This window comes from Thermoanaerobacter kivui (genome assembly GCF_000763575.1).
GTDB classification, from domain to species: domain Bacteria; phylum Bacillota; class Thermoanaerobacteria; order Thermoanaerobacterales; family Thermoanaerobacteraceae; genus Thermoanaerobacter; species Thermoanaerobacter kivui.
The window spans coordinates 1,596,763-1,612,291 of the sequence record NZ_CP009170.1 but is presented as its reverse complement, the minus strand read 5'-3'; the positions used below and the strand labels follow the sequence as shown (position 1 = coordinate 1,612,291).

Genomic DNA, 15,529 nt, shown 5'->3' with positions numbered 1-15,529 from the left:
AATTAAATACCATTAATTTCTTTTCTCTTTTTGAGTTTATTTATTTCTTTTCTAAAATAGATGTACATAGTAATGCCTTCAAATGACCATTGTATAGCTGTTACAAACCATACAGCTACAACACCTAATTTTAATATATATATGACAATGTACATTAAAGGCAGTCTTATACACCAGCTGGATATTGTAGAAATTATAAAAGGCGTTTTTGTATTTCCACTTCCTTTAAGCCCTCCTCCATATACCATTCCAATTGCCATAAAAGGCTGTTCAATTGAAGCCACCATAAGACACAGAATTCCTTCTGCAATTACTTCACTGTCATTTATAAAAGCCCTTATAAAAAGGTGGGGTATTGTTAAGAATAATATTGACATTGTAGACATAATTCCAACAGCAAAGAGGGCAGAAATTCTTGTATATCTTTTTGCACTGTCATAGTTTTTGGCGCCTACCATTTGGCCTGCCATTGTAGTTGCAGCGATTGCAAAGCCCCATCCAGGCATAAAAGATATGGATTCAATTGTTGTTGTTATTTGATTTGCTGCAAAGGCAACTGTTCCAAGATGCATTATCATAAATATAGATACAAGCCTGCTTATATCGAAAGCAGCTTCTTGGAGTGATGCAGGGAAGGAGAGTTTTAATATTTCTATAATTTTTTGTTTATTTACTTTGAAAAGAACATTAAATTTGAGTGAAAGTACCATATACCTTTTGTAATATAAAATAATAAAAATAAATCCTATTATTTGAGCTGTCATTGTGGCTATTGCTGAACCTTTTGCGCCTAAAGCAGGTAGTCCAAATCTACCAAATATCAAAATCCAATCAAGTACGATGTTAATAAATATAACAATACTTGCAGCTATCATAGGAGTTTTAGTATTTCCTTGGGCTCTTAATATAGCATTTAAAACATTCATAACCATACTAAACAAAATGCCTATTGATGATATTTTTATAAATATTTTTCCTAATATAAGTACATTACCATAAGCACCGGCTATTTTTAATAAATTTTCTGCAAAAATAAAAAGGAATATGGAAATTGAAGTAGCAACTATAATTCCTAAGAAAATTCCATGGGATGCGTATTCTTTAGCAGATTTAAAATCTTTTGCTCCAATACTTCTAGCAACATAAGAAGTTACACCTATAGAAACTCCCATTGCAATAAAAATATTAGAGAAAGTGTATATAATTTCCGAGGCAAGACCTACAGCGCTGACACTGTCTTTACCACCAAACTGCCCTACCATCATAGTATCTATTACCCACACTACCATGTATAAAAGCATTTCTCCAACTGCAGGTAATGCCAAATTAAGTATTTCTTTTATTTCTTCTTTAGTTGCCATATAACACCTCCTGTTTGTTGAAGAATTGGCGGTAGCTAAGTCATTTTACATCTAGTCTATTTACATGCAAAGAATTGTACAACTAATAGTATTATAGCACAACAGGAAAAAAGAAAGTAATGGAGTTGGAATAATATAAATTTCCCTCTTCACTTTATCAGTTCAATTTGATAAAATATGTTCTATACATAAAAAAGGTATAAAGGGGGATGCATTGTGAAGAGTATACGGATATATGACACAACATTAAGAGATGGAGTTCAAGGACAAGGTATATCTTTTACTGTGGAAGATAAATTAAAGATAGTTAAGGTTCTTGATGAGTTTGGTGTAACCTATATTGAGGCCGGTAATCCTGGGTCTAATCCTAAAGATATTGAATTTTTTGAAAGAGTTAAAAATATTAAATTAAGAAATGCTAAATTAATCGCTTTTGGCAGCACAAGAAGAGCGAATACAACTACCGAAGAGGATGCTAATGTGATTTCCCTTTTAAATGCTGACACAGAGGTAGTAACTATTTTTGGCAAGTCATGGGACTTTCAAGTTACAGAAATTTTGAAAACTACTTTAGAAGAAAACTTAAAAATGATTTATGATACAGTAAAGTTTTTTAAAGACAAAGGTAAGTCAGTTATATTTGATGCAGAGCATTTTTTTGATGGTTACAAACAAAATCCAGAGTATGCTTTAAAGACATTAGAAGTAGCATTAGAAGCGGGCGCAGACAGTGTATGCTTGTGTGATACAAAAGGCGGAGCTTTTCCTATGGAGGTTTATGAAATAACAAAAACTGTTGTGGATAAATTTAATACAGAAGTAGGAATACACTGTCATAATGATAACGGAATGGCTGTCGCAGATTCCATAATGGCAGTTGAGGCAGGTGCAATACAAGTACAAGGTACAATAAATGGTTATGGTGAAAGATGTGGCAATGCGAATTTATGTACCTTGATACCGAATTTGCAATTACTTATGGGATATAAATGTGTGCCTGATGAAAATCTAAAACAATTGACTCATTTAGCGAGGTTTGTAAGTGAAATTGCAAATGTCACTCACGATGAAAGAGCGCCTTATGTGGGGAAAAACGCTTTTTCCCACAAAGCGGGGATGCATGCTGATGCTGTAAATAAAAATACTTACTCTTATGAACTGATTGACCCATCTTTAGTGGGAAATAGCAGAACTTTTTTGATTTCTGAAGTTGCCGGAAGAGGGGCAGTTTTAAATGCTATAAACGAGATGGACCCGACAATCACAAAAGATTCACCTGAAACAAAATTGATTCTCGACAAATTAAAAGAAATGGAGTATTTGGGGTATCAATATGAAAATGCAGGAGGCTCTTTAGAACTTTTGATAAGAAAAGTCCTTGGAAGATACAAGCCGGCTTTTAATTTAAAAGAATTTAAAGTTATTGTAAATGAACCCACTGTCAATAGTGTTAATTCTTTTGCAATTATAAAGGTGGAAGTAGATGGAGTGGAAGAAATAGCTGCTGCAGATGGAGACGGCCCAGTGCATGCTCTTGATAATGCTGTAAGAAGAGTGTTGGAGAGATTTTACCCACAGATAAAAGAGATGAGGTTGACAGATTATAAAGTGAGGGTTTTGGATTCTAATTCTGCAACTGCTGCTAAAGTTAGAGTTATAATAGAGTCGACAGACGGAAAAGATTCATGGAGCACAATTGGGGTTTCTACAGATATTATTGAGGCCAGTTGGAGGGCCCTTGTTGATTCAATAGAGTACAAACTTAATAAAGAAAATTAATTCAAATGCGGAGAAATTGACATGAATTGTCATTAATGTTAAAGTAAAAATGAACATGTCAATTTCTCTTTTTTTGAAAGGAGAAATTTGAATGATAATAAGTGCAAGCAGGAGAACAGATATCCCATCTTTTTACAGTGATTGGTTTTTTAAAAGAATTGAGGAAGGCTATGTTTTGGTGAGGAATCCTTTTAATTTTCATCAAGTCAGTAAAGTTTCTTTAAAGAAAGATGCAGTAGATGGCATTGTGTTTTGGACAAAAAATCCAGAAAAAATGATACCGAAATTGCATTTGATAGAGGACTATGCTTATTATTTTTTATTTACTTTAAATCCCTATGATAAAAGAATAGAGAGGAATGTGCCAGAAAAATCACATATAATTGAAGTTTTTAAAAAGCTGTCTATCAAAATAGGGAAAGAGAGGGTAATTTGGCGTTATGACCCTATTATTTTAACTCCCGAATTTGATATAGAATACCATGTAAAAAGCTTTAAGGAAATAATGTCTAAACTTTATGGCTACACTTCAAAATGTATCATCAGTTTTGTGACCTTTTATCCTAAAGTGCGTAAGAATTTAGAAAAGATAGGGGCTTATGAGATAAATAAAGAACAGAAGTTAGAAATTGCACATAGATTTTCTGAAATAGCGAAAGAGCACTCAATCAAACTTGAGATTTGTGCTGAAGAATTGGATTTATCTTCTTATGGTGTAGAGCATGGAAGATGTATAGACCCGGATTTAATAGGGGAACTTTCAGGGAAAAAACTTGATGTGGGAAAAGATAAAAATCAGAGGAAGCTTTGTGGTTGTGCTGAAAGCGTCGATGTTGGTGCTTATGATACTTGTTTGCATGGTTGTATTTATTGCTATGCAAACAGCAATATAAGTTCTATAAAAGAAAATGCAAAGCAATATGATGTGAATTCTCCACTGTTGTGTAGCAAATTGGCTGAAAATGATGTAATAAAAGAAAGGGGAATTAAATCTTGCGCTATTAGCCAAACTTCAATTTTTGATAAATGAAAAATATGTGTATGTGAAAAACTTTTTTGTTTTAATGGTTGTATTATTAAAGGGATAGCTCCATCGCTATCCCTTATTTTTGTGCATAAAGCTCAATTATTTTTATTATAACTTCGACTGCTTTTTCCATTGCATATGTCGGTATAAATTCATATTTACCGTGAAAATTATGCCCTCCTGTGAATAAATTAGGTGTTGGAAGCCCCATGTAACTTAATCTTGCTCCATCAGTGCCTCCTCTTATAGGCACTACTTTAGGTTCAATGCCTAGTAATTTCATTGCTTCTAATGCTGTATCGACTATGTGCATATGCTTTTCAATTATTTCTCTCATATTGTAATACTGGTCTTTAAGTTCAAGCTCTATTGTGCCTTCACCGTATTTTTTATTTAATGTTTCTACAATGCTTTTTAGGTATCCTTTTTTATCTAAAAAAGTTTGTTTATCAAAATCTCTGATAATATAATACATTTTAGTTTGTTCTACATTGCCTTCAAAATTATTCAAATGATAAAAGCCTTCATATCCTTCAGTATGGGCAGGAGTTTCATGTTCAGGTAACATATTTTGGAGTTCTATTCCAATCAAAATGGAGTTTTTCATTTTACCTTTTGCGGTTCCTGGATGCACATTTCTGCCATTAATTTTGATTTTAGCACTGGCGGCATTGAAATTTTCGTACTCTATTTCTCCAATTCCACCGCCATCTACAGTATAAGCAAAGTCACAGGCAAATTTTTTTACGTCAAATTTGTCAACACCTCTTCCAATTTCTTCATCAGGGGTGAAAGCTACTTTTATATTGCCATGCTTTATTTCAGGATGATTTATTAAATATTCCATAGCTGTTATTATTTCTGCAATTCCTGCTTTATCATCAGCTCCCAAAAGAGTTGTTCCGTCTGTGGTGATTAAAGTTTTTCCTATGTAATTTTTAAGCTCTGGAAATTCAGTAGGAGATAATACTATGTTTTTTTCTTTGTTTAAGATTATATCTTTGCCATCATAATTTTCTATTATCTGAGGCTTTACGTCTTTGCCGCACATGTCAGGACTTGTGTCCATATGAGCTATAAATCCTATTGTAGGGAGTTTTTTGTCAGTATTTGAAGGAAGTAAAGCTGTAACATAACCGTTTTCATCTACATTTACCTCTTTAAGGCCTATTTCTTCAAGCTCATTTGCTAATTCTTTTGCAAATATTACTTGTCCCTCAGTGCTGGGATAAGTTGTTGAGTTTTCATCCGATGTTGTATGATATTTTACATATTTTAAAAATCTCTCCACTACTTTTGACATATTATAACCCTCTTTCATTTAAAATTTTTCCCAATGTAAAACTTCAGATAAAGCTTTTTTATATTTTGGTTGTGGCTCTTCTGCGGGATATCCTAATGATATAATAGAAATCATTCTTAAGTTGTCAGGAATGTTGAGGTATTCGTTTATTTCTTTTTCATAGGTTCTGTTATACCCAGCTACCCAACAGGAACCTATGCCGTAGGCAGTAGCTGCGAGTAATATATTTTCTGTTGCTGCTGAACCATCTTCTAAGTGATGTCTGTTATTTTTATCGCAGTAGACGATGACACAAGCTCCTGCATCTTTAATGAATTTCCCATATGTAGCTTTTTCTGCTATGAATTTAAGTCTTTCTTTGTTTGTTATAACGACGAAATGCCAAGGCTGTGCGTTATTTCCACTGGGAGCAAGCCTTGCGCAGTCTATTATGTCTTCTAATATTTCTTTTGGAATAGGTTTATCTATGTATTTCCTTATACTTCTTCTCTTTTTTAAAGCCTCTAATGCCTCCATAATTTCGCACCTCCTCTTTATATTATATCCCATAAAGTAAAAATTCCAAAAAGATTGACAAAAATTTATGGGTATGTAAAAATAAAGCTAAGTAAACTTATACATACTTTTGAAAAACTTGAACAACATAGATTTATGGTATAAAATAGTATGTAAATCAGGAATGGAGGTTTACATATGAAGAAATTGATAGGTTTTGATTATTCAAAAGCTCTGCAATTTGTAAGTGAAAAAGAAATTGAATATATGGAAAAGCATGCAAAATTATCTCTTGATATGGTGCTTAATAAAAATGCTCAAGGGAATGACTTTTTAGGATGGGTAAGTCTTCCCAAAGATTATGATAAATCAGAGTTTGAACGCATTAAAAAAGCAGCAGAGAAGATTCAATCAGATTCTGATGTGCTTGTAGTTATAGGTATAGGTGGGTCTTATTTAGGGGCAAGAGCGGCAATTGAAATGCTTTCTCATTCATTCTATAATTTATTGCCAAAAGGTAAGAGGAATACGCCGGAGATTTATTTTGCTGGAAACAGCATAAGTTCTACGTATTTAAGTGATTTACTTGAACTTATAGAAAGCAAAGATGTTTCTATAAATGTAATATCTAAATCTGGCACTACCACAGAGCCTGCGATAGCTTTTAGGGTTTTTAGAGATTTCCTTGAGAAAAAATACGGAAAAGAAGGAGCCAAATCAAGAATATATGTAACAACAGATAGAGCAAAAGGAGCTCTTAAAAAACTGGCCGACGAAGAAGGTTATGAAACTTTTGTGATTCCTGACGATGTTGGAGGAAGATACTCAGTTTTGACAGCTGTAGGCCTTCTACCAATAGCAGTAGCAGGCATTAGCATAGACGATATGATGCAGGGTGCTTACGATGCTTCAACAGTCTATACCAAAGACAACCTTAATGAAAATATAAGCATGCAGTATGCAATTTTGAGAAATATTTTGTACAGAAAAGGCAAAGCTATAGAAATACTTGTAAATTATGAGCCAAAGCTTCACTATTTCTCTGAATGGTGGAAACAGCTTTTTGGAGAAAGTGAAGGTAAAGACAATAAGGGAATTTATCCTGCTTCAGTAGATTTTACGACAGATTTGCATTCAATGGGGCAGTTTATACAAGAGGGAAGCAGAAATATTTTTGAAACAGTTTTAAATGTTGAAAAACCTGTTAAAGATATAGTTATAAATGAAGACAAGGACAATATAGATGGGCTTAACTTTTTAGCAGGAAAAACTATAGATTTTGTCAATAAAAAGGCTTTTGAAGGTACATTATTGGCTCATACAGATGGGAATGTTCCTAACCTTGTAGTAAATATCCCTGAAATATCTCCTTACTATTTTGGAAATTTGGTGTATTTCTTTGAGATGGCTTGTGCCATAAGTGGATATATAAATGGTGTCAATCCTTTTGACCAACCAGGGGTAGAGGCTTACAAGAAAAATATGTTTGCACTTTTAGGAAAACCAGGATATGAAAAAGAAAAAGAATTGTTAGAAAAAAGATTGGGAAAATAAATTAAAGGCCGGGCAATTGCGCGGCCTTTTTAAATAGGGGTTGACTTATTTTTTTGTGTACATTAAATCGTAGTATTCTTTTAACATTCTATTTGCTGAAAAAGCATCATAAGTTGTTCTTATGCTTTCTCTCATCATGTTTTCCCATTTCGCTTTATCGTTGTAGTAGGTTGGAACTACTTTATTTAAAAGGACGTCATAGAGTGCTTCAAGGTCGTGTTTGTCTAATTCTTCTATGTTGTCAGACTCAAAACCATCCCCAAATTGCCAGCCATTTACTCCGTCTATACAAGCTTCTGGCCACCATCCATCTAAAATACTTAAATTTAGCACTCCGTTCATGGCGGCTTTCATGCCGGAGGTACCACTGGCCTCTAATGGTCTTCTTGGATTGTTTAACCACACATCAGCGCCTCGAGTAAGCATTTTTCCTATTGTCATGTCGTAATCTTCTAGGAATACTACGCTTTCAGGATATTTCTTTGTCATCTCTATTAATTTTGCGACAATTTTTTTACCTACGTCATCTAATGGATGACCTTTTCCAGAGAACACCATTTGAATTTTTTTAGACCTTAGATAATCACCTATAACTTCGTCATTGGTAAATATAAGGTCGCTTCTTTTGTAAGGAGCAGCTCTCCTTGAAAAACCTATCAAAAGTTTATCAGCGTCTAATTTGACTCCTGTCCTTTGATATATAAAATCAATTAATTCTTGTTTTAAAATATTGTGAGTTTGTAGGAGTCCTTCACCTTTGTTGTAGGCTTCTATTATTCTTTTATCTACCCAAGTGTTTCTATCAATTCCGTTTGTTATTGAAATTATAGGAGCTTTGTTGTCAACATGCTGCCACATTCTGTTTGCAGTTTGACCGTGAAGTTTTGAGACACCGTTTGCAATGCGAGAAAGTCTCAAACCTGCGACTGTCATATTAAAAGGAACACCACCGATTTGAGCCATTTGCTCAATTGAAAGACCATTGTTTGCACCCATGTACATGAGAAGTTCTAAATCGTGAGATTCGTTTCCTTCTTTAACAGGGGTATGGGTTGTAAATACTACTTCTTCTCTTGTAGCTTTCCACGCCTCTTCAAAACTCATATTTTGATTTTCCATTTTCTCTCTTATAAGCTCAATGGCTGCTAATACTGCATGCCCTTCGTTAAAATGATAAACATCTACATCAATTCCCAAAGCTCTTAAAGCTCTTACTCCGCCAATGCCTAATACTATTTCCTGTGCAACTCTTTCTTCACCAAACCATCCATAAAGTTGACCTGTTATCCATCTGTCCCCATTTTCTGGTATATCTGTGTCAAGCAAATACAGAGGAGCATTGTCAAAGTTGTCTACCAACCATACTTTGCAATACACATCTCTATTTCTTATTTTTACTTTTACCTTTACTCCTGTGTCCTTTAAAAAGTCGTACTTACGTGTGTAATTGCGATAGGCATCATAAGGGTATCCGTCTTCACCGATATGTTGTTCTGTATAACCTTGTTTCCACAGTATGCCTATTCCTACTAAAGGCATACCTAATTCTTTTGCGGCTTTTAGATGGTCTCCTGCTAAAATGCCAAGACCACCTGCGTATAGTTTGAAATCTGATTGTAAGCCGTATTCCATGCAGAAATAGGCTACTCTTGGCAATTTTTCATTACTCATGATGAACCTCCTCATTTTCCAAGTGTTAAGTATATTATAATATTAAAAAAATCATTATGCAAGTGGTTGCACAAAAACAAAAAAGAAACTAATGAAAAAATCATTTTACACAATCCTTTCAAAATAAAATTTCTATAATTATAGTGTACCAAATTAGGTAAGACAGTTGCTAAAAATTTTTCTTGACAGAGAAACAAAAACATAGTATCATAAAGCTTAAATAATTTAACAATTTAATACTTTAAAATCTCTTATCGAGAGTGGTGGAGGGACTGGCCCGATGAAACCCGGCAACCGGCATTTTATATGCGTCTTGGTGCCAATTCCAGCAGCGTTTCGCTGAAAGATGAGAGAGTTTTGGTGTCTCTTCTTTTGGCGAAGAGACTTTTTTATTTTTAAAAATGGAGGCGATGTAGATGTTGAAAAATGGAAATTTGTGTACTAAACTTAAGAAAAGGAAGTTTGTTGTGACAGCAGAAATTTCTACGCCAAAAGGAGTGTACAAATGCTGTGTTAGAAATAATTTCAAGAGTTGATGATTTGGCCTGTGATTTTAAAGAAAATAAAGTACAGATGAATTAAATGGAGGTTAAAAATGTTAGACATTTTTAAAGAACTTTCAAATAGAGTGATTGTTTTTGATGGAGCAATGGGGACACAACTTCAAGAGAGGGGTTTAAAAACTGGAGAGTGTCCCGAATATATGAATATAACCCATCCAGAAGTAGTATTTGATATCCACAGGTCCTATATAGAAGCAGGAGCGGATGTGATTGAGACAAATACCTTTGGCGCTAACAGGATAAAATTAGCAAAATATGGACTGGAAAATGAGGTTTTCAATATTGTCACTCAGGCTGTCAAAATTGCCAAAGAAGCTTCCAAAGATAAACCTGTGGCACTTTCTATAGGACCTATTGGAGAACTTTTGACCCCTTATGGAGACATGACTTTTGACGAAGCTTATGATGTTTTTAAAGAAGTAGTTATAGCTGCAGAAAGAGCGGGAGCAGATATTGTTTTAATTGAAACAATGTCAGATATGCTGGAGGCAAAAGCTGCCATTCTTGCTGCTAAAGAGAATTCAAACATGAAAGTTATATGTACAATGACTTTTCAAGAAGATGCAAGGACTCTCATGGGGTCAGACCCTATAACTGTAGTAGTTAGTTTACAAGGGTTAGGATTAGATGCCATTGGCGTTAACTGCTCGACAGGCCCCGATAAAATGGTAAGTGTAGTGGAAAAAATGTCTCAAGTTTCTCGCATACCTATTATTGCACAACCTAATGCAGGTATGCCTGTCATTCGCGACGGCAAAACAGTTTACGACTTAAAACCAGAAGAATTTGCTAGTTTCTTTCCTTTACTTGTTGAAAAAGGTGCCTCTATAGTTGGGGGTTGCTGCGGTACTACTCCACAATATATAAAACTTGTTAAAGAGGCTGTAAAAGATTTAAAGCCAAAAGTCAAAGTAACCAAATTTACAGCTGTAGCTTCTAATACAAAAACAGTTTTCATAGGTGACGATTATCCTTTAAGGGTTATAGGGGAGCGTATTAATCCAACTGGGAAGAAGAAGTTGAGTGAAGCTTTTTTGGCTGGAGATGTAAGTTTAGCAGTAGAGGAAGCTATAAAACAGCAAAAATGCGGAGCGGAAATATTAGATGTAAATGTGGGGGTACCAGGAATAGATGAGGAGCAATTACTTCCCAAGGTAGTTTCTGAAATACAAAATGTAGTAAACCTTCCTCTTCAAATAGATAGCACTAATATTAAAGCTGTAGAAAAAGCTATAAGAATTTTAAGAGGTAGACCCATAATCAACTCTGTAAGTGCAAAAGAGGAAAGTTTAAAAGAAGTGCTTCCTATTGTCAAAAAATACGGAGCTTGTGTTGTAGGACTTACTGTAGGAGATAAAGGGCTTCCCAAAGATAGGCATGAAAGAATTGAAAATGCGAAAAAAATTATAAAAAAAGCGGAAGAGTATGGCATACCTAAAGAGGACATATTGATAGATTGTATTGTGCTGACGGTTTCTTCTGAGCAGGAAGCTGCAATTGAGACTTTAGAAGCGATAAAATTGGCTAAAGAAGAGTTAGGAGTAAATACTGTTGTGGGACTTAGCAATGTTTCCTTTGGTTTACCTGAAAGAAGGTTGATAAACTCTACTTTTTTAGCAATGGCAGCATCTTATGGGCTTACTACTGCTATTATAAATCCCTGCGATGAAGCCATGATGGACACTTTGAGGGCTTCAATGGTTTTACTAAATAAAGATAAAGGCAGTGTGAATTATCTGAATATATATGGGAAAAAGCAAAAAGAGGAGATCAAAGAGAAAGAACAACAAAAAATTCAAGAAGAAGATTTAAAATCAAAACTCTATATCCAGATTTTAGAAGGCAAAAAGTCAGGAGTAGAAGATATAGTAAAAAATATTTTAGAGGAGGAAGTTCAGCCTCTTTCTATAGTTGATAACATAATAATTCCTGCTTTAAAAGAAGTGGGAGATAGATATGAAAAAGGCATATATTTCTTGCCACAACTTTTGAGCTCTGCAGAAGTGGTGCAAAACGCTTTTAAGATAATAAAAGAAAAGCTTCCAAAAGGTTCAGTATCTAAAGGCAAAATAATCCTTGCAACTGTTGAAGGTGATGTCCACGACATAGGAAAAAATATAGTAAAAGTTCTTTTGGAAAATTACGGATATGATGTAATTGACTTAGGAAAGGATGTAAAAGGAGAAGTAATATTAGAGGAAGTAAAGCGAACAGGGGCACCGTTAGTAGGTCTAAGTGCTTTGATGACGACAACTTTGTTTAATATGGAGAAAATTATCAAACTGCTTAAAGCAAATACTGAGGTAAAAATAATGGTAGGCGGGGCTGTTTTGACTGAGGAATATGCTTATAAGATTGGTGCAGATTATTACGGAAAAACGGCTCAAGATGCAGTTAAAATTGCTGATAAGTTTTTCTTAAAATTATGTAAAACTTGTGGTATTTAAAGGTGGTGTAGAGGTGTCAGTAGAAGCGGTGAAAGAGTTTTTTAAAGAGAAGGGATATGATATTAAAATAAAAATTTTTGAAGATACAAGTACTGTGGAAAAAGCAGCAGAGTCTCTCGGTGTAACTCCTGGGGAAATAGCAAAGTCTATGCTATTTAGATTAAAAGATAAATATATTATGATTATAACAGCAGGAGATAAAAAAATACACAATAGAAAATTTAAAGAGACTTTTAAGACAAAAGCAAAAATGGCATCCCCGGAAGAAGTGTTAGAAGTTACAGGGCATCCTGTTGGTGGCGTTTGTCCTTATGGGCTGAAAAATCCGGTTGAAGTATATTATGATGTGTCTTTAAAAAATTATGAGGTAGTATATCCTGCTGCTGGCGACGTAAACGCTGCTGCCATCATAAAAGTCGAAGACCTTGATAAAATAGTAGAAGGAAAATGGGTAGATGTATGCCAATAGACATACATCTACTTTTTTAAAAGAATTTTTTACTTTCCATATATTCTCTTACCTGTACTAAAGTTTCTCCAAATCTTTGAAAGTGTACAATCTCTCTTTCTCTCAAAAACCTTAAAGTATCTTTTACGCAAGGGTCATCCGTTAGATTTATTAAATGTTCATAAGTTGCTCTTGCTTTTTCTTCGGCTGCCATATCTTCGTGTAAATCAGCGATTGCATCTCCTTTTGCCTGGATATAGGCGGCGGTCCACAGCATTCCAGTTGTATCTGCGTAGAACAATCCTCTGTCGTGCTCCGTGTAATATTCTCCCAATCCTTCTCTCTTTAATATTTCTACTGGTACTCCTTTTAAAAGTTTGAAAACAAGAGTTGCTATTATTTCAAGGTGTGCTAATTCTTCTGTAGCAATGTCTGTCAAAACTGCTTTTGCTTTTCCTGTAGGCATAACGAATCGCTGGGTTTGATATCTTAAGGCGGCTGCCAATTCTCCATCAGGGCCTCCATATTGGGCAATGAGGTATTTTGCCATTTTTACATCTGGTTTGCATACTTTAGCAGGATATTGTAGTTTCTTTTCATAAACCCACATAGCAAAGTCCTCCTCAATATTCTATTTCCCAAGGCCATGGGTCATCTACCCATTTCCAAGGATATTGACTTTGTGAATGACCAAAAACCATCAAAGGTCCGTAAAATTGTTCATATTGCTGTTTCGACATAGACAATTGATTAGAATAATAGTTGTAGTCTTGAAGAGCTTTTTGGTCCTCGGGATGAGTGTCTAAATATAGATTCAAATCTATGCAGGTAAACTCTATTTCCATGATTTTCTTAAGCATAGATATTTGATTGCCATCCATTTTATCACCTCATTTTTTCGCCTACATAAGGCATATCAAGTTCAGGAAAGATAGTGCCTTTTTTAATGGCTTCTTCCGGAGGATAAAGAGATACATACTTCTGTAAAGGCACATAAGCCTGTGCAAGCTTTAGAGAAGGAAAAGCATAATCCTGCACATAAGGATTATAGTCGTACATTTTTTAAACCTCCAAATCTATATATTTACTAATATAATATTCTTGTATATATGTTCGTGATACAATAAAAAAACAATCAAAAGTGTGTACAACTTTATTAAAATTATGTAAAGGTTATTTTATTTTTTGATGAAAACATTTTAGTGAATTATATTAGAATTATTGAGAAAAAAGAGGTATAATCTAAATAGCGAAGGAGGAATAAGAGTGAAAAGAAATGATATTATAACAGTTGAGATAAAAGACATGGAATTTGGTGGATTTGGGATAGGCTATTTTGAGGGGAAAAAAGTAAAAATAAAAGGAGCACTTTTGGGGCAAATAATAAAGGCAAAAGTTAAAAAAGTAAAAAAGGATATGGTAGAAGGCGAAATAGTGGAAGTAATAGAGAATTCTCCTTTGGAGAAGCAAAGCTTTTGCCCTCACTTTGGGGACTGTGGCGGCTGTACTTATCAAAATGTTAGCTATCAAGATCAACTTAAGATAAAAGAAGATATTTTGAAAAAGCTTCTTGAAAAAGAGGGAATAAGAGATTATGAATTTTTAGGGATTGTGAAAAGTCCTAAAGAGCATGGTTATAGGAATAAAATGGAATATACTTTTGGAAAAGATAAAGAAGGTAATGAGGTGTTAGGACTTCATAGAAAAGGTCGATTTTATGAGGTAATCATGACAGATAAATGTAATATTGTTGAAGATGACTTTCTCAAAGCTTTAAATCTTACTTTTGATTATGCAATAAAAAAAGGACTTCCTTTTTATGACAAAAAGACTCATGAAGGTTTTTTGAGACATTTGGTTGTGAGAAAGGCATCAAAATCAGGAGAGATTTTGTTAAACATTGTGACGACAACACAGTTGCAACATGACTTTACAGAGCTTATTGAAAGATATAAAAATGCGAATTTTGAAAGTCGGCTTGTAGGTGTACTACATACTCAAAACGATTCCTGGTCAGATGCTGTAGTATGTGAAAAGTTAAATGTGTTATATGGAAAAGATTATCTTATTGAAGAGCTTTTAGGATTAAAATTTAAAATAAGTGCATTTTCTTTTTTTCAAACTAATTCATACGGAGCAGAAAAACTTTATGAGACAGTGAGGGAATTTGCAGGAGATGTATCTGACAAAATAGTTTTTGATTTGTACTCTGGTACAGGAACCATAGGCATAATTATGGCTCCAATGGCTAAAAAGGTAATTGGGATAGAACTAGTAGAAGAAGCAGTTATGTCAGCAAGAAAAAATGCTGAGCTAAACGGCCTTGAAAATTGCACTTTTATTGCTGGCGATGTATCTCAAAAGTTAAAGGAGATAAAAGAAAAACCTGATGTAGTAATTGTAGACCCCCCAAGGTCTGGAATCAATCCAAAAGCGCTTGAAGACATTGTGAAATTTAACGCTGAAAAAATAGTGTATGTTTCGTGTAATCCCGAATCTCTTGTAAGGGATTTAAAAACCCTCAGCGAAGATGTATATAAAGTGAAAAAAGTAAAATGTGTAGACATGTTTCCTCATACCTATCATGTTGAGACGGTAGTTTTAATAGAGAGAAAGTAAGAATGAGGAGGTGAGCCGTTTGGCCAATCAGAATTTAAAAAGGATTATTTTAGAGGTTGTAAATAATCAGATTAGAGATAATAATCCACCAATTACCAAAGTGACACTGGAAAGACTAAAAAAATCGGGATATACAGAACAACAGGCAAGAGAAAAAATCGCTGCAATATTAATAGAAGAAATATACGATGTGCTAAAAAATGGTGAAGCCTACAATGAAGAACGATATGCTAAGAAACTGTCGACTTTGAAATAGATGTCA

14 protein-coding genes and 1 riboswitch are annotated in these 15,529 nt (G+C 34.3%); of the genes, 7 read left to right on the top strand and 7 right to left on the bottom strand.

The window, feature by feature from the left end; genetic code table 11:
• Positions 1 to 2: 2 nt before the first annotated feature.
• Complete coding sequence (locus TKV_RS08185) at positions 3 to 1,361, bottom strand: MATE family efflux transporter (RefSeq protein ID WP_049685517.1); 1,359 nt, start codon at positions 1,359 to 1,361, stop codon at positions 3 to 5.
• Positions 1,362 to 1,577: 216 nt separating this feature from the next.
• On the opposite strand from TKV_RS08185, the gene cimA reads away from it, so the two are divergent.
• A complete protein-coding gene (cimA, locus tag TKV_RS08180) occupies positions 1,578 to 3,140 on the top strand; it encodes a citramalate synthase (RefSeq protein ID WP_049685516.1) in 1,563 nt (520 codons plus the stop codon).
• 91 nt (positions 3,141 to 3,231) lie between these two features.
• Positions 3,232 to 4,170, top strand: a complete 939-nt coding sequence (locus TKV_RS08175; protein ID WP_049685515.1) for a DUF1848 domain-containing protein — start codon at positions 3,232 to 3,234, stop codon at positions 4,168 to 4,170.
• Between the two features lie 73 nt (positions 4,171 to 4,243).
• On the opposite strand, the gene pepT is transcribed toward TKV_RS08175, so the two are convergent.
• Positions 4,244 to 5,470 (bottom strand): peptidase T, encoded by a 1,227-nt coding sequence (pepT, locus tag TKV_RS08170; RefSeq protein WP_049685514.1) that lies wholly within the window; start codon positions 5,468 to 5,470, stop codon positions 4,244 to 4,246.
• Between the two features lie 18 nt (positions 5,471 to 5,488).
• Complete coding sequence (locus TKV_RS08165; RefSeq protein WP_003868335.1) at positions 5,489 to 5,986, bottom strand: nitroreductase family protein; 498 nt, start codon at positions 5,984 to 5,986, stop codon at positions 5,489 to 5,491.
• Between the two features lie 177 nt (positions 5,987 to 6,163).
• Here TKV_RS08165 and TKV_RS08160 point away from each other — a divergent pair, with 177 nt between their 5' ends.
• Entirely contained in the window at positions 6,164 to 7,519 is a 1,356-nt protein-coding gene (locus TKV_RS08160; RefSeq protein ID WP_049685513.1) for a glucose-6-phosphate isomerase, read from the top strand.
• A gap of 45 nt (positions 7,520 to 7,564) precedes the next feature.
• Here the strand turns inward: TKV_RS08160 and glgP are convergent, their stop codons facing one another.
• Positions 7,565 to 9,190 (bottom strand): alpha-glucan family phosphorylase, encoded by a 1,626-nt coding sequence (gene glgP, locus TKV_RS08155; RefSeq protein WP_049685512.1) that lies wholly within the window; start codon positions 9,188 to 9,190, stop codon positions 7,565 to 7,567.
• 248 nt (positions 9,191 to 9,438) lie between these two features.
• Positions 9,439 to 9,543, top strand: a riboswitch (SAM riboswitch).
• A 242-nt stretch (positions 9,544 to 9,785) separates the two neighbouring features.
• Here glgP and TKV_RS08150 point away from each other — a divergent pair.
• Together TKV_RS08150 and TKV_RS08145 are read left to right on the top strand one after the other, a co-directional pair.
• Complete coding sequence (locus TKV_RS08150; RefSeq protein WP_049685511.1) at positions 9,786 to 12,200, top strand: homocysteine S-methyltransferase family protein; 2,415 nt, start codon at positions 9,786 to 9,788, stop codon at positions 12,198 to 12,200.
• Positions 12,201 to 12,213: 13 nt separating this feature from the next.
• Positions 12,214 to 12,669: a YbaK/EbsC family protein gene (locus TKV_RS08145; protein ID WP_049685510.1), complete on the top strand. Its 456-nt coding sequence runs from the start codon at positions 12,214 to 12,216 to the stop codon at positions 12,667 to 12,669.
• A 16-nt stretch (positions 12,670 to 12,685) separates the two neighbouring features.
• Here TKV_RS08145 and TKV_RS08140 read toward each other — a convergent pair whose 3' ends face one another.
• Genes TKV_RS08140 through TKV_RS12460 form a run of 3 tightly spaced genes read right to left on the bottom strand, consistent with a single transcriptional unit; the run spans position 12,686 to position 13,707 of the window.
• Positions 12,686 to 13,258 (bottom strand): manganese catalase family protein, encoded by a 573-nt coding sequence (locus tag TKV_RS08140; RefSeq protein ID WP_003868341.1) that lies wholly within the window; start codon positions 13,256 to 13,258, stop codon positions 12,686 to 12,688.
• Positions 13,259 to 13,271: 13 nt separating this feature from the next.
• Positions 13,272 to 13,529 (bottom strand): spore coat protein CotJB, encoded by a 258-nt coding sequence (locus TKV_RS08135; protein ID WP_049685509.1) that lies wholly within the window; start codon positions 13,527 to 13,529, stop codon positions 13,272 to 13,274.
• A gap of 4 nt (positions 13,530 to 13,533) precedes the next feature.
• Complete coding sequence (locus tag TKV_RS12460; protein WP_084574227.1) at positions 13,534 to 13,707, bottom strand: spore coat associated protein CotJA; 174 nt, start codon at positions 13,705 to 13,707, stop codon at positions 13,534 to 13,536.
• 207 nt (positions 13,708 to 13,914) lie between these two features.
• Between TKV_RS12460 and rlmD the strand changes: the two genes are divergently transcribed.
• Together rlmD and TKV_RS08125 are read left to right on the top strand one after the other, a co-directional pair.
• Positions 13,915 to 15,267 (top strand): 23S rRNA (uracil(1939)-C(5))-methyltransferase RlmD, encoded by a 1,353-nt coding sequence (gene rlmD, locus TKV_RS08130; protein ID WP_049685508.1) that lies wholly within the window; start codon positions 13,915 to 13,917, stop codon positions 15,265 to 15,267.
• A 19-nt stretch (positions 15,268 to 15,286) separates the two neighbouring features.
• Positions 15,287 to 15,523 carry a hypothetical protein gene (locus TKV_RS08125; RefSeq protein ID WP_049685507.1) on the top strand — a complete coding sequence of 79 codons (237 nt, stop codon included), beginning with the start codon at positions 15,287 to 15,289 and terminating at the stop codon, positions 15,521 to 15,523.
• Positions 15,524 to 15,529 lie beyond the last annotated feature (6 nt).

Excerpts from the sequence above, each read along its gene's own strand:
- TKV_RS08160 (WP_049685513.1), top strand. The coding sequence starts at position 6,164 with ATGAAGAAATTGATAGGTTTTGATTATTCAAAAGCTCTGCAATTTGTA.
- TKV_RS08185 (WP_049685517.1), bottom strand. The coding sequence starts at position 1,361 with ATGGCAACTAAAGAAGAAATAAAAGAAATACTTAATTTGGCATTACCT.
- TKV_RS12460 (WP_084574227.1), bottom strand. The coding sequence starts at position 13,707 with ATGTACGACTATAATCCTTATGTGCAGGATTATGCTTTTCCTTCTCTA.
- pepT (WP_049685514.1), bottom strand. The coding sequence starts at position 5,470 with ATGTCAAAAGTAGTGGAGAGATTTTTAAAATATGTAAAATATCATACA.
- TKV_RS08140 (WP_003868341.1), bottom strand. The coding sequence starts at position 13,258 with ATGTGGGTTTATGAAAAGAAACTACAATATCCTGCTAAAGTATGCAAA.
- TKV_RS08175 (WP_049685515.1), top strand. The coding sequence starts at position 3,232 with ATGATAATAAGTGCAAGCAGGAGAACAGATATCCCATCTTTTTACAGT.
- TKV_RS08165 (WP_003868335.1), bottom strand. The coding sequence starts at position 5,986 with ATGGAGGCATTAGAGGCTTTAAAAAAGAGAAGAAGTATAAGGAAATAC.
- TKV_RS08150 (WP_049685511.1), top strand. The coding sequence starts at position 9,786 with ATGTTAGACATTTTTAAAGAACTTTCAAATAGAGTGATTGTTTTTGAT.
- glgP (WP_049685512.1), bottom strand. The coding sequence starts at position 9,190 with ATGAGTAATGAAAAATTGCCAAGAGTAGCCTATTTCTGCATGGAATAC.
- TKV_RS08135 (WP_049685509.1), bottom strand. The coding sequence starts at position 13,529 with ATGGATGGCAATCAAATATCTATGCTTAAGAAAATCATGGAAATAGAG.